25 protein-coding genes and 1 other annotated feature are annotated in these 22,269 nt (G+C 44.0%); of the genes, 20 read left to right on the top strand and 5 right to left on the bottom strand.

Translation table 11 applies throughout. The features are described 5' to 3' along the window. Positions 1–186 precede the first annotated feature (186 nt). Positions 187–1,527: an alpha-amylase family glycosyl hydrolase gene (locus tag C7Y69_RS00210; RefSeq protein WP_013783437.1), complete on the bottom strand. Its 1,341-nt coding sequence runs from the start codon at positions 1,525–1,527 to the stop codon at positions 187–189. A gap of 45 nt (positions 1,528–1,572) precedes the next feature. Beyond that, entirely contained in the window at positions 1,573–2,439 is an 867-nt protein-coding gene (locus C7Y69_RS00205) for a sulfite exporter TauE/SafE family protein (RefSeq protein WP_126871488.1), read from the bottom strand. Positions 2,440–2,616: 177 nt separating this feature from the next. Here C7Y69_RS00205 and C7Y69_RS00200 point away from each other — a divergent pair, with 177 nt between their 5' ends. From C7Y69_RS00200 to C7Y69_RS21740, 7 genes are all read left to right on the top strand, one after another. After that, on the top strand, positions 2,617–3,102 hold the full coding sequence (locus tag C7Y69_RS00200; RefSeq protein ID WP_049791747.1) for a DUF2244 domain-containing protein: 486 nt from the start codon (positions 2,617–2,619) through the stop codon (positions 3,100–3,102). A 138-nt stretch (positions 3,103–3,240) separates the two neighbouring features. Next, on the top strand, positions 3,241–3,492 hold the full coding sequence (locus C7Y69_RS00195) for a DUF6482 family protein (protein ID WP_013783434.1): 252 nt from the start codon (positions 3,241–3,243) through the stop codon (positions 3,490–3,492). Positions 3,493–3,707: 215 nt separating this feature from the next. Continuing rightward, positions 3,708–4,592: a TraB/GumN family protein gene (locus tag C7Y69_RS00190; protein WP_041452490.1), complete on the top strand. Its 885-nt coding sequence runs from the start codon at positions 3,708–3,710 to the stop codon at positions 4,590–4,592. A 160-nt stretch (positions 4,593–4,752) separates the two neighbouring features. Then, a complete protein-coding gene (locus tag C7Y69_RS00185) occupies positions 4,753–5,325 on the top strand; it encodes a YSC84-related protein (RefSeq protein WP_013783432.1) in 573 nt (190 codons plus the stop codon). A gap of 423 nt (positions 5,326–5,748) precedes the next feature. Beyond that, entirely contained in the window at positions 5,749–6,168 is a 420-nt protein-coding gene (locus C7Y69_RS00180) for a GNAT family N-acetyltransferase (RefSeq protein WP_013783430.1), read from the top strand. A 151-nt stretch (positions 6,169–6,319) separates the two neighbouring features. Further along, on the top strand, positions 6,320–6,919 hold the full coding sequence (locus C7Y69_RS00175) for a thiamine biosynthesis protein ThiC (RefSeq protein WP_126871420.1): 600 nt from the start codon (positions 6,320–6,322) through the stop codon (positions 6,917–6,919). A gap of 163 nt (positions 6,920–7,082) precedes the next feature. After that, positions 7,083–7,214 carry a hypothetical protein gene (locus C7Y69_RS21740; RefSeq protein WP_013783428.1) on the top strand — a complete coding sequence of 44 codons (132 nt, stop codon included), beginning with the start codon at positions 7,083–7,085 and terminating at the stop codon, positions 7,212–7,214. A gap of 94 nt (positions 7,215–7,308) precedes the next feature. On the opposite strand, the gene C7Y69_RS00170 is transcribed toward C7Y69_RS21740, so the two are convergent. After that, a complete protein-coding gene (locus C7Y69_RS00170; RefSeq protein WP_013783427.1) occupies positions 7,309–7,668 on the bottom strand; it encodes a hypothetical protein in 360 nt (119 codons plus the stop codon). 231 nt (positions 7,669–7,899) lie between these two features. Then, positions 7,900–8,018, top strand: a sequence feature (His leader region). A 59-nt stretch (positions 8,019–8,077) separates the two neighbouring features. Between C7Y69_RS00170 and hisG the strand changes: the two genes are divergently transcribed. The 13 genes from hisG (at position 8,078) to C7Y69_RS00105 (ending at position 20,805) form a co-directional block, all read left to right on the top strand. Further along, positions 8,078–8,980, top strand: a complete 903-nt coding sequence (gene hisG / locus C7Y69_RS00165; protein WP_013783426.1) for an ATP phosphoribosyltransferase — start codon at positions 8,078–8,080, stop codon at positions 8,978–8,980. A 13-nt stretch (positions 8,981–8,993) separates the two neighbouring features. After that, positions 8,994–10,310 (top strand): histidinol dehydrogenase, encoded by a 1,317-nt coding sequence (gene hisD, locus C7Y69_RS00160; RefSeq protein ID WP_126871419.1) that lies wholly within the window; start codon positions 8,994–8,996, stop codon positions 10,308–10,310. Beyond that, a complete protein-coding gene (hisC, locus tag C7Y69_RS00155) occupies positions 10,310–11,398 on the top strand; it encodes a histidinol-phosphate transaminase (protein ID WP_126871418.1) in 1,089 nt (362 codons plus the stop codon). Before hisD ends, hisC begins: the two co-directional genes overlap by 1 nt. Then, entirely contained in the window at positions 11,395–12,465 is a 1,071-nt protein-coding gene (gene hisB / locus C7Y69_RS00150; protein ID WP_126871417.1) for a bifunctional histidinol-phosphatase/imidazoleglycerol-phosphate dehydratase HisB, read from the top strand. Before hisC ends, hisB begins: the two co-directional genes overlap by 4 nt. Then, the gene (gene hisH, locus C7Y69_RS00145; protein ID WP_013783422.1) at positions 12,465–13,109 is read left to right on the top strand and encodes an imidazole glycerol phosphate synthase subunit HisH; all 645 of its coding nucleotides are present in this window, start codon (positions 12,465–12,467) and stop codon (positions 13,107–13,109) included. Before hisB ends, hisH begins: the two co-directional genes overlap by 1 nt. Beyond that, a complete protein-coding gene (gene hisA, locus C7Y69_RS00140) occupies positions 13,109–13,846 on the top strand; it encodes a 1-(5-phosphoribosyl)-5-[(5-phosphoribosylamino)methylideneamino]imidazole-4-carboxamide isomerase (protein ID WP_013783421.1) in 738 nt (245 codons plus the stop codon). The genes hisH and hisA overlap by 1 nt, the downstream gene beginning before the upstream one ends. Beyond that, the gene (hisF, locus tag C7Y69_RS00135) at positions 13,828–14,637 is read left to right on the top strand and encodes an imidazole glycerol phosphate synthase subunit HisF (RefSeq protein ID WP_013783420.1); all 810 of its coding nucleotides are present in this window, start codon (positions 13,828–13,830) and stop codon (positions 14,635–14,637) included. The genes hisA and hisF overlap by 19 nt, the downstream gene beginning before the upstream one ends. Next, positions 14,634–15,251: a bifunctional phosphoribosyl-AMP cyclohydrolase/phosphoribosyl-ATP diphosphatase HisIE gene (hisIE, locus tag C7Y69_RS00130; RefSeq protein ID WP_013783419.1), complete on the top strand. Its 618-nt coding sequence runs from the start codon at positions 14,634–14,636 to the stop codon at positions 15,249–15,251. The genes hisF and hisIE overlap by 4 nt, the downstream gene beginning before the upstream one ends. Positions 15,252–15,456: 205 nt before the next feature. Continuing rightward, positions 15,457–15,906 (top strand): GNAT family N-acetyltransferase, encoded by a 450-nt coding sequence (locus C7Y69_RS00125; protein WP_013783418.1) that lies wholly within the window; start codon positions 15,457–15,459, stop codon positions 15,904–15,906. Between the two features lie 340 nt (positions 15,907–16,246). Continuing rightward, complete coding sequence (locus C7Y69_RS00120; protein WP_013783417.1) at positions 16,247–16,594, top strand: type II toxin-antitoxin system RelE/ParE family toxin; 348 nt, start codon at positions 16,247–16,249, stop codon at positions 16,592–16,594. Then, on the top strand, positions 16,587–16,871 hold the full coding sequence (locus C7Y69_RS00115; RefSeq protein ID WP_013783416.1) for a helix-turn-helix domain-containing protein: 285 nt from the start codon (positions 16,587–16,589) through the stop codon (positions 16,869–16,871). The genes C7Y69_RS00120 and C7Y69_RS00115 overlap by 8 nt, the downstream gene beginning before the upstream one ends. 405 nt (positions 16,872–17,276) lie before the next feature. Continuing rightward, positions 17,277–17,918: a signal peptidase I gene (lepB, locus tag C7Y69_RS00110; protein WP_126871416.1), complete on the top strand. Its 642-nt coding sequence runs from the start codon at positions 17,277–17,279 to the stop codon at positions 17,916–17,918. A gap of 298 nt (positions 17,919–18,216) precedes the next feature. Then, positions 18,217–20,805 carry a TonB-dependent receptor gene (locus C7Y69_RS00105; RefSeq protein ID WP_126871415.1) on the top strand — a complete coding sequence of 863 codons (2,589 nt, stop codon included), beginning with the start codon at positions 18,217–18,219 and terminating at the stop codon, positions 20,803–20,805. 38 nt (positions 20,806–20,843) lie between these two features. Here C7Y69_RS00105 and C7Y69_RS00100 read toward each other — a convergent pair whose 3' ends face one another. Further along, positions 20,844–21,239, bottom strand: coding sequence for an MAPEG family protein (locus C7Y69_RS00100; RefSeq protein WP_013783410.1), 396 nt, complete (start codon positions 21,237–21,239; stop codon positions 20,844–20,846). A gap of 114 nt (positions 21,240–21,353) precedes the next feature. After that, a complete protein-coding gene (adk, locus tag C7Y69_RS00095; protein WP_013783409.1) occupies positions 21,354–21,998 on the bottom strand; it encodes an adenylate kinase in 645 nt (214 codons plus the stop codon). Positions 21,999–22,269: the final 271 nt, after the last annotated feature.

The following is a 22,269-nucleotide window of genomic DNA, read 5'->3' as shown; positions in this document are numbered from 1 at the left end:
CCACAAAGCGGTGCATTATGCCAAAGTTTTTCGAAAAATGGTTAGTATTCATAAAAATTCCATCCCGAATGACAGATTTCACTTACCACTAGCGTTTACTCCCCCCTAGTTTCGGATGTATGCGAGCTCTACCATATGAGCTCAGCCATGCAACCTCCCCCATATAAGCTCAGCCATACTTACCATTTAATGAGAGCTAATCCATACCTGATAGCCCCACGGGTCAATTTGAACGGCCTTATCAATATGCAAGTGTTCGGTTTCGCTTTTACTCTCGTGGTGGGAAGAGCTTGAATCGAGCGTGCACTTATAATAATGACCATTAAGAATAGGGTCATTAAACGTGACCTTGCCTAAAGTGTCTGAAAAATTGATGATCACTAACACTTTATTGTGTTCATCCATTCTCACAAAGCTGAATACCTGTGACATAGCGTTACTTGGCACCTGAATCATACGTGAACCAAATTCACCATTGCCCAAGGCAGGAATAGATTTTTTTATCTTAATGAGCGCTTTATACAAATCACCAATGCGATGAGGTTGCCATTCAATGGGATCACGTTCGAAAAACGCTAACCGCTTTGTTTCCCCGGCTTCTTGGCCATTATGAATGAGCGGCATACCTTCGCCTAACACCGACAATACAATGGCGCCTTCCAACGCATCGCCAAATTGCTCTGCCTGAGTACCATCCCACGCATTTTTATCGTGGTTACTCACGAACGTCATTCGATAAGCACTGTGCGGCCACGCCCGTTCATTCCATGAATAATATTTTCTCAGTCTATCAAGAGAACATCGCCCATGAGCGAGCTCATGCATGGTTTCATTCCAGCTCCATGCATAAGTCATGTTAAAAGCGGTTTCGTGTAAATCGCGATTTTCCCACTCTGCCAACATAAATACGGGTTTTATAGCATCTAAGGCAACACGCGCTTGATGCCAAAAATCGTTCGGCACATACCCCGCTACATCACATCGAAAACCATCAATGTCAAAGCGTTCTACCCAATAGCGCATGGCATTAATCATATACTCACGTAGCGCAGGTTCGTCGTAATCAAACTCGATAATATCTGACCAATCCCACCAAGGAGACGGGCGAAACTCACCGTGGTGATCTCTGGCATACCAATGAGGATGAGTATCCACTAGAGGGTTGTCCCAGGCGCTATGATTAGGCACCCAGTCTAGGATAACTTTTAAATTCCGGTTGTGCGCTTCTTGCACCAACTCTTGAAAGTCGTCTGCATTGCCAAACTCAGGGTTAATATCCAAATAGTCTTTAACCGCGTACGGGCTACCAAGTTCACCTTTTCGATTTTTTTCACCTATTGGGTGAATAGGCATAAGCCAAAGAATATCAGCACCTAAATCACAAATATGATTTAAGCGTTTCGTCACCTCTTTGAATGTACCAGATACAGAAAACTGGCGAGTATTCACCTGATAGATAACGGCTTGTTTCGACCATTCAGGCTGCGTTACACGGTAAATTTTCTTGGGAGTTGTCTGAATTGTCATCCATGCATCCTTTTTTGCCAAACTATTCCTCTACAAAATATGCACTTAGAAAATAGGTAAACCAGATACGCCGAGCAAAAGAACCCAAGTGCCAAAGAAAAGTTTAAGTTTTTGGGGTGAAAAAGCCAGCACAACATACTTTGCTAACATGCCACCAATAATCGCTCCTGCACCTGCAAATATCACTACGTCCCAAACTACGGCTTGGGTTACTAACACGTGGTAAATCACAGCGCCCCAAACGGTAAAGGCTGACAAGATGACTGCAACAGCAATCGCCATCGTCACATTGAACCCTCTAATGATAAGGTAAACAGCCACCAGCTCGCCTACCCCTACAGAAAGCCAAGCGGTAACAATTCCCCCGAAAAAAGAAATAACTGGCAGCGCGACAATATCGAATTGCTCAGCATCTTGTTTTAAGGCAACCCGTTTTAAAAAAGGAATAGAGGCAAAAATAGCCACAGCAAGCAATATAGAAAATGCGCCAAACCCTAAGTGAATCTGTTCTATTCCTCCTTTTAAGGGTGAAAGCACACTAAACTTCTCTGGGCCAAACTGAGCGAACCACACACCACACAGTGAGGCAGGTACGCTTAGCATTAAGCTTGTAGGTAACGCGCGCCATTGACTGTCGGTTTGATGATGACAACGTTTATAACGCCACCACGTGATAGCGCCAGCAGTCATGCCGCAGCATTGAATAGCAAAACTGGTGGCTACCACACTCTGAGAGGAAAACGCTAAGTGGTTAAAGAAAGGAACAAATACCACGCCCCCACCCGCACCAGTCGCGTTGGCGAAAATAGCGCCAATAATGCCAAGCAAACTAAAAAGGCTATTTTCGGCAATAAGCACTAGCGGCGCGGATTGAGAAAAAATCACCACTACCCACAGTACAACCAAAAGCATTTTTAAAGGGCTTTGTATTACCCATTGAAATAAACGATTCAACACATTCTCCTAAACGGCGCATGGAGATGGAACTCTCGTGTACGGCTAGTGTTTTTATTTAAACAAATCACGACGGCAAAATACCCAATGCCTACTAATATTACTAGGTAGCTCCCGTTTTATCCTTTGAACTTTATGTTAGAAACAATCTCGCTCCAAGGTAAGAAAAGGTTGCGGCTCACGCCTAACCGTTCAGCAAGCTGGCAAGATACTAAATGGCTGATGTTAATTTTTGCCGTTGCTGTATTCACTATCGCTATTGGCTGGGCGTTGGTAGGCGTTTGGGTAATATTACCCTTTGCTGGTGTAGAAGTTGTATTGCTTATTTTTATCATGTACCAAGTGTCCCGCAGCACTTACCGGTGGGAAACCATTGATATTGCCCCACACACTATTCATTTTTGCACACGTCACCGCACACTCACTTTTACTCGTCCGTCCGCGCATATTGAATTTACCGAAGATGAAAACGACTGGCGCCTTCCCACTGTCAGCCTAGTGGATGGCGAACAACGTATTGTCTTAGGGGAGTTCCTCAATCTTGAAGATCGCGCATTACTAAAAGAAACACTAGGTAACGAAGGCATCATGGTATGCCGTAATCATTGGTGGAAAACCTAGCTTAGCATCTAGCAATACGTGTAAGCGCCGCTTTGGTTTTAGTGAGGCGACGCGAAGTTTAAATTAAATTTAATATCCGTTTTTCCGCCTATGAACTACAAATAGTAGTGTCTAGTCGTGTTATCTCGGAGAACAATTATGAATCTGTACATAGAGTCAATTGAAGGCGGTAGCTATTTAGCGGCAACAGGGCTAGGTGCATCCCGCACGTTAGTAAGAGACAAAACGTCTCGACCAAAGACATTTCATTGTCTAAATGAAATTAAAGACCACTTTAATTCCAAGGAGTTTGAACATGTTTGGCTGCGTCAAACCACCCCTTACGAGGAAATGGTAGGGCAGTCACAGATTCCAGATGCGCTGGAACTCGAAATTGATTGGCATCGCTAGTAGCTCTTTTCTTAACTGCCCTTCTATTACCAGGTTTGCGTGAGCTTCCTTTGTGTTAGCTACTTAGGTGTGAGCTACCTAGGTGTGAGCGGCCCTGACATTTGCTGTCCTGTGGCTAGTTGGTAAGAAAGTCGTTGAATGCTGGTTAAATAGACCTTGGTTGAATAGAGATAACTTACTCGGTAAAGTGGCTGATTATCATCTAATAGGACAATATGATGAAATTCAGCCCACGTGCTTTTAGCTTAGCGCTTTTACTTACAACTTATGTAGTAGCGCTAACCACGCCAGCCTTTTCTGCCTCAGTTTTTAAAGTTAGTAACGGCGAAAACACCCTTTACATTGGCGGTACGCTCCACTTACTCAGCGAAAGCGACTATCCCCTTCCTGACGCTTACAACACCGCTTACCAACAGTCAGAAACCTTAGTGTTTGAAACAGACCTAGATGCCTTAGAAACACAAGCATTTGCACAGTCTATGATGGACAAGCTGACTTACACCTCGGGTAACAGCCTTGCTGATGAGCTTTCAGAAAAAACCATAGCGAATTTATCAGCACATATGGAAGCCCGTGGTTTATCACTTTCTAATTTTATGATGTATAAGCCTGCATTTTTAAGCATTACTTTGAGCATGATTGAACTACAAATCATGGGGCTAACCAGTGAGGGCGTAGATAAATATTTCTTTAATCGCGGCAAAAACGACGATAAAACCATTCTTTGGCTAGAAAGCCCAGAGCAACAACTTTCATTTATTCAGCAAATGGGTAACGGCGATGAAGATGCGTTTATTCAATACACCCTTGAAGATGTTGAAACCCTCCCCGAGGTTTTACCTAAGTTAAAATCGAGTTGGAAAGCAGGCGACCTCGACACAATGTACGAAGAAAGCATGGCTGATTTCAAATCCGAATACCCTGATATATTCGATACGCTTCTATCGTCTAGAAACAAAGCATGGATGCAATTTTTAGTGAAAGCATTGGCAACTAAACCCACTGAATTTGTGCTGGTAGGCGCATTGCATTTGCCAGGCGAACTGGGCGTATTGAACATGCTAGAACAGCAAGGTTTCAAGGTTGAGAAGGTAAAGTAGCAATAACATTTACATTCAAAACTAACCTTTGAGCACATTTTTTGCGTACTAGAATTGTAGCGACATGCAATAAACGATTAAACCGACCCGTTTAGGTTTATTTAATACCTAAGCCCAAAGTTTAGACAGTACGTTTTAAAATTGAATCGAAGGAAAAAATATGAATTTCAAAAGCTTAACTTCACTTTCGTTGGTAGGTTTAGTTTTACTTGCAGTAACGGGCTGTGCCTCTATGGGTGACGGTAGTGTTGCTGAAAAGCGACAAGCTATTTTAGATATGCAGCAAAATGCATTGGCTAGGCTATATACAGAAAAGCCTGATACTCGCTCTCAAGTGCGTGATGCAGCGGGTTATGCAGTATTCACCAACGCGAACATTAACGTTATTTTCTTCGCTGCAGGTACGGGTTACGGCGTAGTGAACAACCAAATTACTGGTACGAAAACTTACATGAATATGGCCGAAGGCGGTGTTGGTCTTGGACTAGGTGCGAAAGACTACCGCGTAGTGATGGTTTTCCACACGCAAAAAGCCATGAGCTACTTTATCGAGAATGGTTGGACTGTAGGCGGTAACGCTGATGCCGCGGCTAAAGCCGGTAACAAAGGAATGTCAGCGGAAGGCGAAGGCTATTTAGGCAATGTGACGGTTTATACCATGACCGAAAGCGGCTTAGCGTTGCAAGCCACGGTGAAAGGTACCAAGTTCTGGGTAGATAAAGAACTTAACTAATAAAAGCTAGATTTCGCTAAAAATAACAATCTGGCACTGGCCTTTTTAATTTTTATTAAAAAGGCCAGTGCCAGTTTTTCTTTTAAGAAAGCGACTTGCACACCGGTAAATAGCCTCAACTTCAGTGAATTCCATTCCCGCAGCCTTGCGCCCTCTCCTACCTCCTTTCCAGCTGTAACCGCCGACAACACATCTGGGATATTGCTTTATTAAATTATATATATGGTTTTGACTTTTGTTTTCGTTTTTGTTTTTGTTTTTGTTATTCGGCTATAAATTATGACATTGATTTCACTACCAAAATATAACATATTGATGCAGTATAGAATTCTCGAGAAAGACTAAGCGTTAGCAATAAAAAAAGGATTTGGCTTAGGTTGTTTACCACCATTTAACTGAAGAGCAAATTAATGGGGCAATAGAATGTCAGCATCCCAGATTATTTTGAAAGAAGAGCCCCCGAAAGTTGTCGACTTCGCATCACTTCGAAGCATCGTAGGTTGGGAAAACCCAGAACTTTCAATCATTCAAAGTAGTATAGATTCCTCTTTATTCTGGGTTTCACTTTATTTAGAAAATCAACTTATTGGCTGTGGACGGGTAATAGGTGATGACGCTATGTACTTCTATGTTCAAGACATTATTGTTAACCCCGAACACCAAAAACGTGGCTTGGGTTTTCAAATCATGCAATCCATCAACCGCTATCTCACTTTGCATTGCCCTGTTGGTTCAACCGTTGGATTACTTTCAGCGTATGGTAAAGAGAAATTCTATGAAAAATTCGGGTTCACATCCCGTGACGGTCAAACACTAGGCCTAGGCATGTGCAAGTTTATTTAGCAATTTGCTGTAACAAGGCTTGTTATTGGGTCTAGGTTAGACTGCGGCGGCTAGCGCGCACAAGAAGCCTTATCTGAAGTGTTAGGGTAGATATTTTAAATGTCTCTACAAACTAAATAGAGAGACGTTAGACAAAAAACAAAGGAAAACCATGGATTTTACGAATAAACACACAGTTAGGGTGACATCGTATTTACTCTTTTTGCTGGCAGCTACACAAGCACTTTATACCCTGCTTCGCATGGCTGGCATCGATTTTCCACGGCAGCTATTTTGGGGAACGGAAAGTATTCTTTTCACCTTCCTTATGGCCTTTGCCGGCGCTGCAATGGTGCGCGCTAAACATTACCATGTAGGATGGTCTGCCATTGCGTTCAGTGCAGCCCTTAATTTAGTGCAAGTGAGTGTTGGCCTTACTCTGTTTACCCCCTTTCGTGAGGCTGCTGGTCAAAACGAGAGCATAGGGCCATTAGCCGGCGCAGTAGTGGCTTTGTCTTTCATGATTTATTACGCTGCCAAGCTACTGCTGGGTTTTGCGGCGCTTATTTTTGGCATTGCAAAAATGAAAGATGGCGCTAAGCCCTTAGGTGGACTAACTGCGCTAGTGGGTGTTGTTGCTATACTCGCCAATGGAATTTTGATTGTATTTGGCCGTAACGCTTTCTTACCATCAGCGGTGGCTGGAGGGTTTGGTGTGCTCGCAACCCTGCTTCTGGCTTTCTGTCTGATCCGTGTTGCCAGTGAAGATTAGGCGATATGCGCTTACCACCAATAACCTGTGATTAGTCAATTAGTCTAAAAACGCCTGATTTTTAAACTAAAGTTGGGTAGCCTCCCCCTATTTTATAGACACTGAAGTGGTAATATTGGGTTGTAGTTTATTACATTCCTTCTCAACGCCTAGAGGTATTATTATGACAGCGCTACTTTCTTTAAATGCAGATGATTTGTTTATTGTGACTGGCATCGCGCTTATGTTTATCAGCTATGCGTTTTTACTGCCTACTGAACTAAAGCGTGCAATTAAACAACGGGGCAGTAAATAATATAAACTCGCTGATGTGTCTTTGTTACTGCAGAGATACTGAGGGGCAACATTTAAGAGATGATGGTAAGGAAGCCGAAAGCAGCCTGCTGTAATCAAATGGTAATATCCACATGCTTGATGCCCCGCGGTATTTTAGTACCTGTTGCATCTGCGGTATCTAATTCACTGCTTTCAGTTTCGCTCAATTGCTGTCCTATTGAATTATCGTCTTGGCTGTCTTCTTGTTGGCGATTTACTTGGTTGCTCGGGTGTTCTTTCTTTTCGTTGTTTTCCTCGTGCCGTTCCCGCTGCGCCATTTCATCAACAATATGCACTTCATCATGTTGCTCTTTTTCATCTTGATTGAGCGCCTCTGACTTTTCGCTGCGCACCACTTTTTTAACCCTATTATCAGATTCGATGGGCACTTTGGTGTTGCGCGGTAAAATGGAAAAAATTAAGTCATTACTCATGGCTACCCCAACCCGCTAAGGTCAATTTTGTGATATTTCATCATCTACTTTACTTAATAGGGAAAACGATCACATTGGCTCAGATCAAAAAGTTTTACTATATACATATTAATTTAGACTGAAACTGCAAAAAGAGTTCACTTTCGCCTTGCAAAATAGGGGGCAAACCGCTAATGTTTCAGCCGTTCGGAAATAGGTATTAAGAAATCAAATGAATAACTGCGCTGTAAAACATCACCACCATCATAAAGCATAGCCTTTCAGGTTCGTGCTGGAAGGTCTATTATTCCTTCCAGTGGCGCAGATAGAAAAAATTCTCGACCCTCGGAAGGAAACTTCCGGGGGTTTTTCGTTTTAGGCGTAATCGTTAAGACAGTAAAAAGTAGTACAACGTGAAAGGAACGTTTCAATGAGTAACAGCAAAAGACTTCGAATTGCCATACAGAAATCAGGCCGTTTAAGCGATGACAGCATCGCGCTACTTAAGGCTATTGGCATTAAATTAAACATTCGTGATCGCCTGCTGATTGCGCATTCTACCAACGAGCCTATCGATTTATTACGTGTTCGCGACGACGATATTCCAGGGTTAGTAATGGACGGCGTAGCCGACCTTGGTTTCATTGGCGAAAACGAACTTGAAGAAAAAATGTTAGAACGCAAAGCATCTAACAAGCCTTCTGATTATGAAGTATTACGTCGTTTAGACTACGGCGGCTGTCGCTTGTCTATCGCCGTGCCTACTGAAATGGACTACACCAACATTCAGTCTTTAGAAGGCAAGAAAGTGGCTACCACTTACCCATTCCTATTAGAGCGTTATTTTGCAGAGCAAAAAATTAATGCTAAAGCAGTCATGCTTACCGGTTCAGTTGAAGTTGCACCACGCGCTGGCGTTGCCGACGCTATCTGTGACTTGGTATCAACGGGCGCTACCCTTGAAGCGAACGGTCTGGTTGAAGAGGATGTCATCTTCCGCTCAAAAGCAGTATTAATTCAACGTGCCGACGGCAACATGAGTGATGAAAAGCAAACGCTTATTAATCGTCTTATGCCGCGTGTTGATGGTGTGTTGCTGGCGAAAGAAAGCAAGTACATCATGCTTCACGCACCAAAAGCTTATCTAGAACAAGTGAAAAGCTTGTTACCTGGCGCTGAAAACCCAACCGTATTGCCTTTGTCTGGCAATGAAGAGCATGTGGCTATTCATGTTGTTTCTACTGAAACCCTATTTTGGGAAACCATGGAAAAACTAAAAGCCCTAGGCTGCTCTTCAATATTAGTTATGCCTATCGAAAAAATGATGGGCTAAAAGGCAAAAGATTATGATTATCTGGTCATCTCTATCAAAGCTTGAGAAAAAAACAGCGCTTTCGCGCCCGGCTATGGCCAATAGCCAACAGTTAAAACAAACCGTGGGCGACATTATCGCTAGCGTTGAAAGTAAAGGCGATGCAGCTGTTATCGACTTCACTCGTAAGTTTGATTGCCCTGATTTGCAATCGTTAGTGTTATCGCAAGAAAGCATCGACACATTAGCAAGTTCGGTTACCGCTGAAGTAGCAAGTGCGATTGATATTGCATTTAACAATATTAAAGCGTTTCACGATGCGCAGTTGCCAAGTGATATTGCCCTAACCACTACACCTGGTGTGAACTGCGAATTACGCTTCACAGCTCTTGATGCGGTAGGTTTGTATATTCCAGGTGGTAGCGCTCCTTTGCCCTCTACGGTATTGATGTTGGGTGTGCCTGCACTGGTAGCCGGTTGTGAAAACAAACTGCTTTGTACGCCACCCAACAAGCAAGGCTTAATTGCCCCTGAAATTGCCTATGCCGCAAGAAAATGTGGCATTGAAGCCATATATCTTTGTGGCGGCGCGCAGGCCATTGCAGCAATGGCATTAGGCACAGATACGATCCCGCAGGTTGATAAAATATTCGGCCCAGGCAATAGTTTTGTGACTGAAGCCAAACAGCAAGTAAGTTTGCGTGCTGATGGTGCGGCTATTGATATGCCAGCAGGCCCGTCTGAAGTATTGGTGTTAGCCGATGAATTTGCCGATGCTGAATTTGTTGCCTCAGACTTACTTTCTCAAGCAGAGCATGGCCCAGATTCTCAAGCCATTTTAGTGTCTAACAGCGAAACACTGATTGAAAGTGCGAAGGCAGCGGTTGAACGTCAATTGTCTACCCTTTCACGTGCCGACATTGCTCGCCCTGCAATGGAGAATGCCCGCTATATTTTGGCAGATTCAGTAGATGACGCCATTTTAGTAAGCAATGCTTATGCGCCTGAACACTTAATTGTGCAAATAGAAGATGCTCGCAGCCTACTGCCGAAAATCAAATATGCAGGTTCGATATTCTTAGGCCCTTGGTCTCCAGAATCTGCCGGTGATTATGCCTCGGGTACAAACCACGTATTACCTACCTACGGTTATGCGAAGAACTACTCTAGCTTAGGTTTGCTCGACTTTATGCGTCGCTACACTATTCAAGAGTTATCAGCAGACGGCATGCGTAACTTAGGCCCCGCTATTATGGCCTTAGCCAGCGCTGAAGGCCTTGATGCTCACGAACAAGCGGTAGCGCTGCGTATGCAAAAGCTAGCAAACGTTACCAATAAGGGAGATGCTTAATGCCTGCTCTTGTTGATACGCTTATTGATAACCTGATTAATGCTAATTTGGTGCCGCTTAAGCCTTATGAGTCGGCAAGGCGTTTATATTCAGGCGGCCAAGATTGGCTAAATGCTAACGAGTCGCCCTATGCGAATGAGTATGACATAGATGCGAGTAACTTTAATCGTTACCCGTCGTGCCAGCCATCATCAGTAGTTGAAAGCTATGCGGCTTATGCAGGCATTGATACTTCACAATTGATTGTTACCCGTGGTGCAGACGAAGGCATTGAATTACTGATTCGTACCTTTTGCACCCCAGGCAAAGATAATATTGTTATTTGCCCGCCTACTTACGGCATGTACGCGATTAGCGCAGAAACCTGTGATGTGGGTATTACGACAGTGCCACTAAAAGGCGATTTCAGCTTAGACGTTGAAGGCGTGTGTGCAATCGATAACGCTAATGTTATTTTTATTTGTGCACCAAACAACCCAACAGGTACACAGGTTGCCAGGGAAGATATTCGGACAGTACTCAACCACTTTTCTGATAGTGCACTAGTGGTGGTTGATGAAGCTTATATCGAGTTTGATGCCGAAAATACTTGGGCAAATGAAATAGCGAATTACCCTAACCTAGTAGTACTACGCACGCTTTCAAAAGCCTTTGCGTTAGCGGGTTTACGCTGCGGCTTTACTCTAGCCCAAGCGCCGGTTATTCAAGCGTTGCTAAAAGTTATTGCACCCTACCCTATTGCAGAGCCTGTGGCACAAATTGCTGCACAGGCGTTATCTACTGACTCACTGACATTAATTCAGTTGCAGGTAGATACCATCAATAGAGAAAAAGACCTACTGGCAACCGCGCTTGCCGATATTGACGGCTTTGAATTGGTTGGCGATAGAAAAGCAAACTTTGTGCTATTTCGCTACGAGCGTGCTAGCGAACTCATGCAATATTTGGTGAGCAAAGGGTTATTAATACGCGACCAATCTAAACAGCTTAACCTTACAAATTGCTTGCGAGTAAGCATTGGTACTGAAGAACAAAACCAGCGTTTATTGCAACTGATCAACGAATTTAAAAAGGAGCTAGCGGCATGAGTCAGCAAGCCATTTTATTTATCGACCGCGACGGTACACTTGTAGAAGAACCACCGGTAGATAAACAGCTAGACAGTTTAGAAAAGCTGGTTTTCGAGCCAAACGTTATTCCTGTGTTATTAAAGCTAAAAGCCGCAGGCTTTAAGTTTGTCATGGTCACTAACCAAGATGGTTTAGGCACGGACAGCTTTCCACAAGCTGATTTTGACGCGCCTCATAATGCCATGATGGCTATTTTTAAAAGCCAAGGCATTACATTTGACGACGTGCTTATTTGCCCGCACTTTGAAGAAGACAACTGTACTTGCCGTAAGCCTAAACTGGGGTTAGTGAAAGATTACCTTCAGCAAGGAAAGGTGGATTTCACCCGTTCATACGTGATTGGCGATCGCATGACCGACATGCAACTTGCCGAGAACATGGGTATTAAAGGTTTGCAATATAACCCTGACACCTTGAACTGGGATCACATCCAGAAAACCTTGTTGTCGTCTTCACGTATTGCCGAAGTTATCCGCACTACCTCAGAAACCGACATTAAAGTACGCGTAGATTTAGACTCTACCGAGAAGTCGCACATCCACACTGGGTTGGGTTTCTTCGACCACATGCTCGACCAAATTGCGACCCACGGTGGGTTTGAGTTAAACGTGACCGTAGATGGCGATTTGCACATAGATGATCACCACAGTGTGGAAGACACTGCATTAGCATTGGGTGAAGCCCTTAAGAAAGCCCTCGGTGATAAACGTGGTATTGGCCGTTTTGGTTTTGCCCTGCCTATGGATGAGTGCCGCGCAGAATGTATTATGGATATCTCAAACCGCCCTCACCTTAAGTTTGAAGCTGATTTCAGCCGCGACCAAGTGGGCGAAATGGCCACTGAAATGGTGCCGCACTTTTTCTATTCATTGGCGCAAAGCATGGGGCTGTCGCTTCACCTTTCCACCAGCGAAGGGAATGCTCACCACCAGGTAGAAAGTTTATTCAAAGTATTTGGCCGTGCGTTACGTCAAGCCATTACGCGACAAGGTGATGCACTGCCTAGCAGTAAAGGAGCGCTTTAATGCCTGAAATACAAAAATCACAACGACAAAAGATTGTCATTGTGAACACAGGCTGCGCAAATATTTCATCGGTTCGCTTTGCGCTAGAGCGTTTAGGTGTAACCGTTGAAGTATCTGACGACAAAGATGTGATCACCCGCGCCGACAAAGTATTTTTACCCGGTGTGGGTACTGCAGCTGCTGCCATGGCAAGCGTTACGCAAAAAGACTTATCAAGCACATTGCAAAGCCTAACCCAGCCAGTACTAGGCGTGTGTTTAGGTATGCAGTTAATGGTAGAAAGCAGCGCTGAAGGTAGCTTAGAGAACCGCTTAGGAGATACGCAGGATGACATTCCTTGTTTGTCGCTAATGCCTGGTCGTGTTGCTCGTATGGAAGCGAATGGCTTGCGTTTGCCGCACATGGGTTGGAATACGGTTTCTCATAGCGACGACACCTTGTTTAAAGGCATCCCACAAGATACCTATTTCTATTTTGTGCACAGCTTTGCGGTACCAGAGTACGCCCATACCCTAGCCAGCTGTAACTATGGTAACCCGTTTTCAGCGGCCATTAATAAAGACAACTTCTTTGGCGTACAATTTCACCCTGAACGCTCCAGCGATGCTGGTGCGCAACTACTGACTAACTTTGTGAACCTATAATGATTATTCCAGCAATTGATCTTATCGATGGCAGCGTAGTGCGTTTGTATCAGGGCGACTACGAGCAAAAAACAAAATACGAATTCGACCCAGTAGACGTGGTAAACGACTATGCCGACCAAGGCGCTACGTGGTTGCACATTGTTGATTTAACTGGCGCGAAAGACACCAGCAAGCGCCAGCTTACCTTGATTAAATCAATGGTAGATACCAAGCGCATGCAGTTTCAAGCCGGCGGCGGTATTCGTAGTGAAGAAGAAGTAGCCCAGTTACTCGATATTGGCGTAAGCCGCGTGGTGATTGGATCACTCGCGGTTAAACAGCCTGAACTGGTGAAATCGTGGGTAACCAAATACGGTGCTGAACATATCGTATTAGCCTTAGATATTAACATTAGTGAGAACGGCGAAAAGCTGATTGCCACTCACGGATGGCAGGAGAATTCAGGGGTAGCCTTGGAAGACTTGCTAAACGACTTTGCATCAGTTGGTGCTACACATGTGCTTTGCACTGACATTAGCCGTGACGGCACACTACAAGGCGCTAATGTAGAACTTTACGAAGAGATAAGTGCACGCTTCCCTAATGTTAGCTGGCAAGCATCTGGCGGCATAGGTAGCTTAAACGACATTTCGGCGTTGAAACCAACCAACGTTGGCGGTGTGATTTTGGGCCGTGCCTTACTTGAAGGTAAATTTACCGTGAAGGAGGCTATCGCATGTTGGCAAAACGCATAATTCCTTGTTTGGATGTTCGCGACGGCAAAGTCGTTAAAGGCGTTCAATTTAGAAATCACGAAATTATTGGCGACATCGTACCCTTAGCAGAGCAATACGCAAAAGCGGGTGCTGACGAACTGGTGTTTTACGATATTACTGCAAGCTCAGATGAGCGCGTGGTAGATAAAAGCTGGGTAAGCCGTATTGCACAGGTTATCGACATTCCATTTTGTGTAGCCGGCGGCATCAAAAGCATTGAAGATGCTGGGCGCATTTTAGAAATGGGCGCAGATAAAATTTCAATTAACTCCCCTGCCCTAAACAACCCTGCATTAATTAATGCCATGCATGACGTTTACGGCCAGCAGTGTGTAGTCATTGGGGTAGACAGCTTTTACAACGACGCCACCGGGCAATACGAAGTGTATAAGTTTACTGGCGATGAGAACCGCACTCAAAAGAGCCAATGGCAAACCCTAGACTGGATAAAAGAAGTGCAGTCACGCGGTGCCGGTGAAATTGTGCTTAACTGCATGAACCAAGACGGTGTACGCAAAGGTTATGATATAGCCCAGCTTAGCGCAGTACGTGAAGTGTGCGAAGTACCCCTTATTGCTTCTGGCGGTGCCGGTGAGATCTCTCACTTCAACGATGTATTTCAACAAGCCGATGTTGATGGCGCGCTAGCCGCTTCCGTATTCCATAAAGGCATTATTAACATTGATGACCTAAAGGCCGATTTAACCGCTAATGGCGTACCTATGCGTAAGCGTCACGCCCTACCAAACGCACAAGGAATAAAGCCGTGATTGTAACTTCCGAAAACAGTAATACCCTAGCATGGGAAAAAATGGACAACCTGCTTCCAGCCATAGTACAAGACGCCCTTTCAGGCAAAGTACTAATGCAGGGTTACATGAACCAAGATGCACTAGCCACTACACTAGATAGCGGTAAAGTCACTTTTTTTAGTCGCTCAAAACTGCGTTTGTGGCAAAAAGGCGAAACCTCAGGCAATACCTTAGATTTAGTCAGCGTAGCCGCCGATTGCGATTTCGACTCGCTATTAGTGTTAGCCAACCCTAACGGCCCTACGTGCCATACAGGCGTTGAAAGCTGCTGGTTTGAAGGCAATACGCCTAGCTTTACCTTTCTGGCTGATTTAGAGCGCTTATTGGCTGCCCGTAAAGGCGCAGATCCGAAAAGCAGCTACACCGCTAGCTTGTACAATAAAGGCATTAAGCGTATTGCACAGAAAGTGGGTGAAGAAGGTGTTGAAACCGCACTTGCTGCTACGGTACACGACAAAGAAGAGCTTAAAAACGAAGCCGCTGATTTGCTGTATCACCTAACCGTATTGCTGCAAGCAAGCGACATGTCGCTTGATGATGCACTATCTGTATTGCGTGAACGTCAAAAGTAAGTGTTCATCGCCCAAGTTCATTGAGCGAAATTACAACACATAACATGTAGGGAGCAAGTTACTAGCGTAACTTGCTCCCTTTTTATTTTCATGAACCTCTCATCTTATTGCCTCACTGATTTTCTATTTATTTCTCCTTGTAGCATTGTTTTTTATCACTATGCCTAAATATTTTTATCTCTTTTGGGAAGCATTGAGGATTTATATGGATATTAGTTTACGAGAAGTCACCAAAGACAATTGGCTAGATATTATTCATCTAGAAATTACAAAAGAGCAAGAAAACTATGTGGCGTTAAATTCGGAATCTATCGCCGAATCAAGCTTCTACCCTCATTATGTTAACAGAGCTATTTATCAAGGTGATGAAGCTGTAGGTTTTATTCAATATTATCAGGAGTTAGAAGAAAACCTACCCGACGAGTTTTATATTGCGCAATTTATGGTTGACGTCAAACATCAGGGGCAAGGCATTGGAAAAATTGCGACCGAACAAGTTATTAAAGAAATGAGCGTAATCCCTGCCTGTAAAAAGATAACAATACTCTATATGCCAGGGCACCATGCAATGCGAAAGTTCTATTCACAGTTCGGCTTTGTTGTAACCGAGGAAGATGACGAAGACGGTGTTGTGATGGAGCTTGAAGTTAAATAATGCAATCTGCCTTAGGACAGTTTTTTCGCTAAGGTTTAGCTTAGCAAAGCATCGTGTAAGCTGATTCTCATCCTATGATGTATTCTTTATGTGCTAACCGGTGTTATGTAAAGTCTCGGTATTGCTGACAGTCGGAAATAAACAAACAGTAGACCCTCAGGGTTTAGGTTTTAAATTTCCGAGTTGTGCCATAAAGGGCTGTTCGCGCTGAGGGTTTATAAATACTAACAAAGCATCGAAGTAGAGGACGCCCTTGAGATATCTGAAGGAATTGATAGTTAGACGTGCAGTTTAAGTTTTTTAAGTTGAATACAGTAATCCATTGGATTACTATGGTGCTATGAGAACGACAATAGCCGAACTACCAGAATTTATAAAGCGAGCAGATGCGCTATTAAGTGAATCTGAACGAAAAGGTGTCATTGATTACTTATCTGAACATCCGAAAGCAGGCGATGTTATGGAAGGTACTGGTGGGATTAGAAAGTTGCGTTGGAGCAAAGGTAATAAGGGTAAGAGTGGGGGTGTACGTGTTATTTATTATTATCATGATGAACGTATTCCACTTTTTCTATTAACAATATTTGGCAAAAACGAAAAAGCTAATTTAGTCAAAGCAGACAGAAATACTTTATCTAAACTAGTCAAGCTGCTAACTACAAAAGCGTTGGAGAAATATAATGACTAATGCATTCAATAGTATCGCTCAAGGTTTGCAAGAAGCCATCGATTTTACTGAAGGAAAAAAAGTCGAAGCTAAAATCCATAGAGCACCAGAAGTCAACGTTGTAGAAATACGCCGTAATCTTGGTCTAACCCAAATGGAGTTCGCTTCAAAGCTTTGCATCAGCGTTTCAACTTTACGTCACTGGGAACGAGGTGATCGCAATCCACAAGGACCAGCACTTGCTTTATTAAATGTCGTAGCTAAAGAGCCTAAAGCTGTTATGAGGGCGCTTGGGTAAAACGCTAATCAAGCGTTGGAATGTATGCGGTATTCAGTAACCACGAGCGTCTGGTATTGCGCTGAAGTTCGTATTCACGACTAAAATTTGAATTCAGGAATTTTTTCTTCAAACAGCGTCATGCTTATTTTGGCATCAGGGGCCGCAAAACGTACATTGCAGTACTTCAATAGTAAAGCTTATAACACTCAACCGCCTGTCAGAATCGACCAAGCACTAGCATGAAAACTGAAGGCTAGCGTGAAATAAAGAACACACATCTTGAAACACTTTCAGTATGAACTGTTCCCAATCTAAACCCTCTATACTTCTAGCTCCTTTACGGCTATTAGCGCCATAACCTATTTAGTACGTGGCAACGAACTACAATTACGCCGTATTAACCACCTATTGTTAGGAATTAAAATGAAGCAACAAACTGGCTCGTTTATTAAAAGAAACTTACCTTTCATACTATTTGTTGTACTGATGTTTTCATTCAGAAGCAGTGTGGCAGATTACTATCATGTACCTACGGGTTCTATGGAGCCCACCATTCAGGTGGGAGATCGCATTGTGGTAAATAAAAGTGCATACACTCTTGAACTGCCTTTTACCAATGTGGTGCTTAGCCAAACGGGAGATATCGCCCGTGGTGACATTGTGGTTATTCAAAGTAGCGCGGCCGATACGCGGTTAGTTAAGCGCGTTGTCGCTATTGCTGGCGACACGGTTAGCTTGAGTAACAACACGCTAACCGTAAATGATGAGCACGCCGTAATACAGAGGCGCGACCACTATGTTTTCCAAGAAAATATAGGCGATAGTCAGCGCAGTATTCAGCTATTACCTGTACAAGGGGCGCGCTCGTCATTTAATGAAGTTGTTGTACCTGATAAACATGTGTTGGTGATGGGTGATAACCGAAATAACAGCGTAGATTCACGTTATTACGGCTTTATTCCTGTTGAAGAGGTCCAAGGACGTGCTACCCGTGTGGCTTTTTCATTAGACAAAGAAAATTACTACTTACCAAGAGGAGAGCGTTCTTTGCTAGCGCTTCAATAATATCAGTTCTACAGGCATGCCCTCAAACGGGTATGCCCTCCCTCTCTTTTATTACTGCCTTACCCAACTTCCCACAAATTTGCCTACATTTGCCAGTTACTCTATGTCAACGATGAGCCTCAGCGCTTCTGGTCTCTGCTCATTTTCCATTTGTACACAATTTGTAACTAAGTCTATTCAAAAACAATAGCTTGCCAGCTTGCTACTTTACCCACGTTAATGCTATTGATTAATTAGTAACCATTCGCGTTACTGAGATAAAAAATAACAAGTTAAATGGAACCATAAGGAAATCACAATGAAACATGGTGTTAAATTTAGTGCGCTCACACTCGCACTGGCTGGACTCTCCTCAATCTCTTCCTCGCAAGCGCAACAAGCAGAAGAACAAGCTGAGGGAGTAGAACGTATAGCAGTAACAGGCTCTCGTATCAAACGAACCGATATTGAAGGCCCCTCTCCTATTCAATCGATAGATGCCACCATGATAAAAGGCATGGGGTATGAGAACTTACAACAATTACTAGAACGCATGCCGGCCACCGGTGCGGGTACTTTCTCAACCCGTAACAATAGCCAAGACTCAACCGCAAATGGTGCGGCCTCTGTGTCCCTTAGAGGTATGGGTCCAGATGCCACCTTAGTACTTATTAATGGCCGACGTGTTGCCATCAGTGCATTTGCAGAAAGCATTACCAATTCATTTGTTGATATTAATGCTATTCCCGTATCGGCCATTGAACGCATCGATATTTTAAAAGACGGTGCATCAGCTATTTACGGTTCAGATGCCGTGGCCGGTGTAGTAAACGTTATTTTGAAGAAAGACTATGATGGTTTAGAAGTAAACGTAGGCTATGGCGGTACCACAGGGCCAAGCTACGGCGAAACCACGGCTAATATGCTGTGGGGCAGCCAAAGTGAAAAAAGCAGCGCTACTGTCATTCTCGATTACTTTAACAACAGCCAGCTAGGCGCTGACGAAATGGGCCGGTTTGGTACTGCCAATCAATCGCCTTATGGCGGTATGGATTTTCGTTCTTCTCGCGGGTATCCAGGTTATTTCTATGTTGACGGCGTTAAAACTATCGATCCCGATTGCCCAGCCGATAGCGCCACTGCATCTGGTAGTTGTTTGTTCGACTATGGCCCATACGGCCTCACTATTCCTGCATCGGAGCGCGTCGGCTTTATTGGTCAATTCGATTATAAAATTTCGTCAGATGTTACCGCGTTTATGGAAGTCGCCGTACAGCACAATACCTCTGAAGCTGGCGGTGCAGCCACGCCCCTTGATGAAGATGCGGGCTTAACCGTACCTGGCACCCATCCTGATAACCCTTTCGGGCAAGATATTGATATTGGCCGTTACCGCCCTGTGGATGCGGGCGCCAGACGCTGGGATATTGAAACCGATACACTTAGGTTTGTAGCAGGCTTACGAGGCCAAATTTTTGACTACGATTGGGAAGCATCTGTCCAAAAAGGCAGAAGTAGTTCTGAACAAAGCGGCGATCAATCGCAAGGTTGGGTTCGCGTAGATTGGCTACAGGAACAGATTGACCTAGGTAACTACAATCCTTTCGGTGGTGTAACTAACTCACCTGAGGTTATTGATGCCATTACCACCAGCTTGGTTCGCCGAGGTGAATCACGCATGACTAGCTTCGATGCTCACATTACTGGCGAAGCGTTTGCGTTAGGTGATGAAATGGTCATGATGGCAGCGGGTATAGAGTACCGTGAAGAGCAAGTATCAGACATTCCAGACATTCAATTCCAGCAAGGGCTCATTTTTGGTACTGAATCTGTTTCTGCTAACGCAGAGCGCGACCAATACGCCGCCTATTTAGAATTATCAATTCCGCTCTCTGATCAACTAGAGCTTCAATTGGCGGGTCGTTACGACGACTACAGCGACTTTGGTAACACGACCAACCCGAAAGTTGCGCTACGCTGGGCGCCAAGCGACGAAGTTACCCTTCGTGCTTCGTGGGCGCAAGGGTTCAGAGCACCATCATTGGCACAAGTAGGTTTAGGCCCTTCGCAGAAGAGTGTGTTCTTTGTAGATAGATACCGCTGTGAAGCAACAGGTTTAGACTGCGAATCATTAGATTATAATATTGAGTTTGCGGGTAACCCAGATTTGGAAGCGGAAGAGTCTGAATCGTGGAATGTGGGCGCTATTTGGGCACCTACACAAGAACTTGGTCTAAGCGTTGATATTTGGAGTATCACCCAAGACAACAAAATTGATGAGCAGCAATTTGGTTTGGTATACGACACTGAGTGTAATAACCAAGATAGCGAAATTTGCGTACGCTTAGATCCACAAGGCAGCGCTAGCTTAGGGGTTATCCAAAAGATATTTAATACCTACCAAAACGTGTCTTCACAAGAAGCTGCAGGTATCGATTTAAGTGCAAACTACATGCTTACCCTAAACGACTACGGTGACGTGAAGTTCAATCTTGATTGGTCTTATCTTACCGAGTTTGAAAAGGATGGTTTAGATTACACTGGTGAGTATGGGTATCCTGAGCACCGCTGGTTGTTTGGCACAACGTGGAGCAAAGGTGCGTTTGACGCTAACTTGAATATTAGTTTTGTGGGTGAATTTGAAGATACACCGGATATCGACTTCGACGGCGTGTTAGATTTTGAAGAAAACACATCCCGAATGGTCGATTCACAAGTGCTAGTGGATATTCAAGGTGGCTACAACGTGACTGATACTATCCGACTTGTACTTGGCGTAAACAACGTACTTGATGAAGAACCACCTTTTGCTATTGGCGATGGCGATAGCGACCTTTATGGGTATGTGGGTAGTATCCACAATCCACGCGGCCGCTTCGTATATACCAAAGCAACGTTTAGGTTCTAAACGTTAGCACTCACTGTGATTGCCTGAATGTCAGGCAATCACAATCCAAAATGAATAAGCATTAAGTTAGCAATGGCCGCGACTAACATGGCCAAAAATGTCAGCATCATACCTGCAATACGCTGCCAGCTTGCTCCACTATGATGTCTTAATCCATAAGCATGGAAAATGCGTCCGAATAAAAGTGCACATGCAAGTGCATGTACCGCCCAACCTTGCCCAGTATTCGCTTCAAAGCAAGCGACCATAATGAGGGTAATAGGAACATATTCACTAAAATTTCCATGAGCGCGACTGAGCCTTTTCAGGTCTTCATTACCACCGTCACCCAAGCTAATTTGATTTTTTCTACGAACCCCTATTACTAAAAAAGACAAGTATAGGTAGCAAATCCCCAACAGACTGGCATAAAACGCCGTTATAGGTAATACCATGAGTTAGCTCCACGTTTATATTAGTTATTCTGCAATTATTAAACGCTATTCGCTTATAACATACAAGTAACAAAAAAGGCCGCAGTAGCGGCCTTTACAAATCAACAAGCTTAATTAACCTAGAAGTTCAGCAAGCTCTGCACTTACTTCATCTACTGGGCGTGTGCCGTCTAACTTGTGGTATTCGCAGTTGCCAGCATCAGCTTCAGCACTATAGTAATTAACTAACGGCTTAGTTTGCTCATGGTAAATCGCAAGACGTTTACGTACTGTTTCTTCTTTATCATCATCACGGATAATAAGGTCTTCACCAGTATCGTTGTCTTTCCCTTCCTCTTTAGGTGGGTTGTAAACAACATGGTAAACACGACCTGAAGCAGGATGAACACGACGGCCACCCATACGCTCAACAATTACATCATCCGGTACGTCAAACTCAATACAATGGTCGACAGAAACACCCGCTTCTTTCATTGCATCAGCTTGAGGAATTGTACGTGGGAAGCCATCTAACAAGAAACCATCTTTACAATCGTCTTGCGCAATACGCTCTTTAACCAGCCCGATAATGATTTCGTCAGATACCAACTTACCTTCATCCATTACACGCTTGGCTGCAAGGCCCATTTCCGTACCTGCTTTTATAGCAGCACGAAGCATGTCTCCGGTAGAAATTTGGGGGATCCCATATTTGCCCATTAAAAACTGAGCTTGTGTGCCCTTACCCGCGCCAGGAGCGCCGAGAAGAATAATTCGCATGAGTGCGTTCTCCGCTTATGATTTTGAACTTTTTTACTTGGGGCACTTTACACATTCAGCACCACAGTGACAAGTCTAAGCCCTACTGTAGAGGGAAACTAAACACTTATGATGAATATATATACTACTTATGGCCCGTTATAAAATCCGACTTTGGTCTTAACTCACTGCTTACTTTCAAACGTACCGAATGAAGTTAGCTAAAGGAGGAAAATATAGCATAAATTAACGTGCAAAATAGATTTAAAGACCCTAGAAACAAAAAACGGGC

The organism is Alteromonas sp. KS69 (genome assembly GCF_003989595.1).
GTDB lineage: Bacteria > Pseudomonadota > Gammaproteobacteria > Enterobacterales > Alteromonadaceae > Alteromonas > Alteromonas naphthalenivorans.
This window is presented reverse-complemented; position numbering and strand designations above follow the sequence as displayed.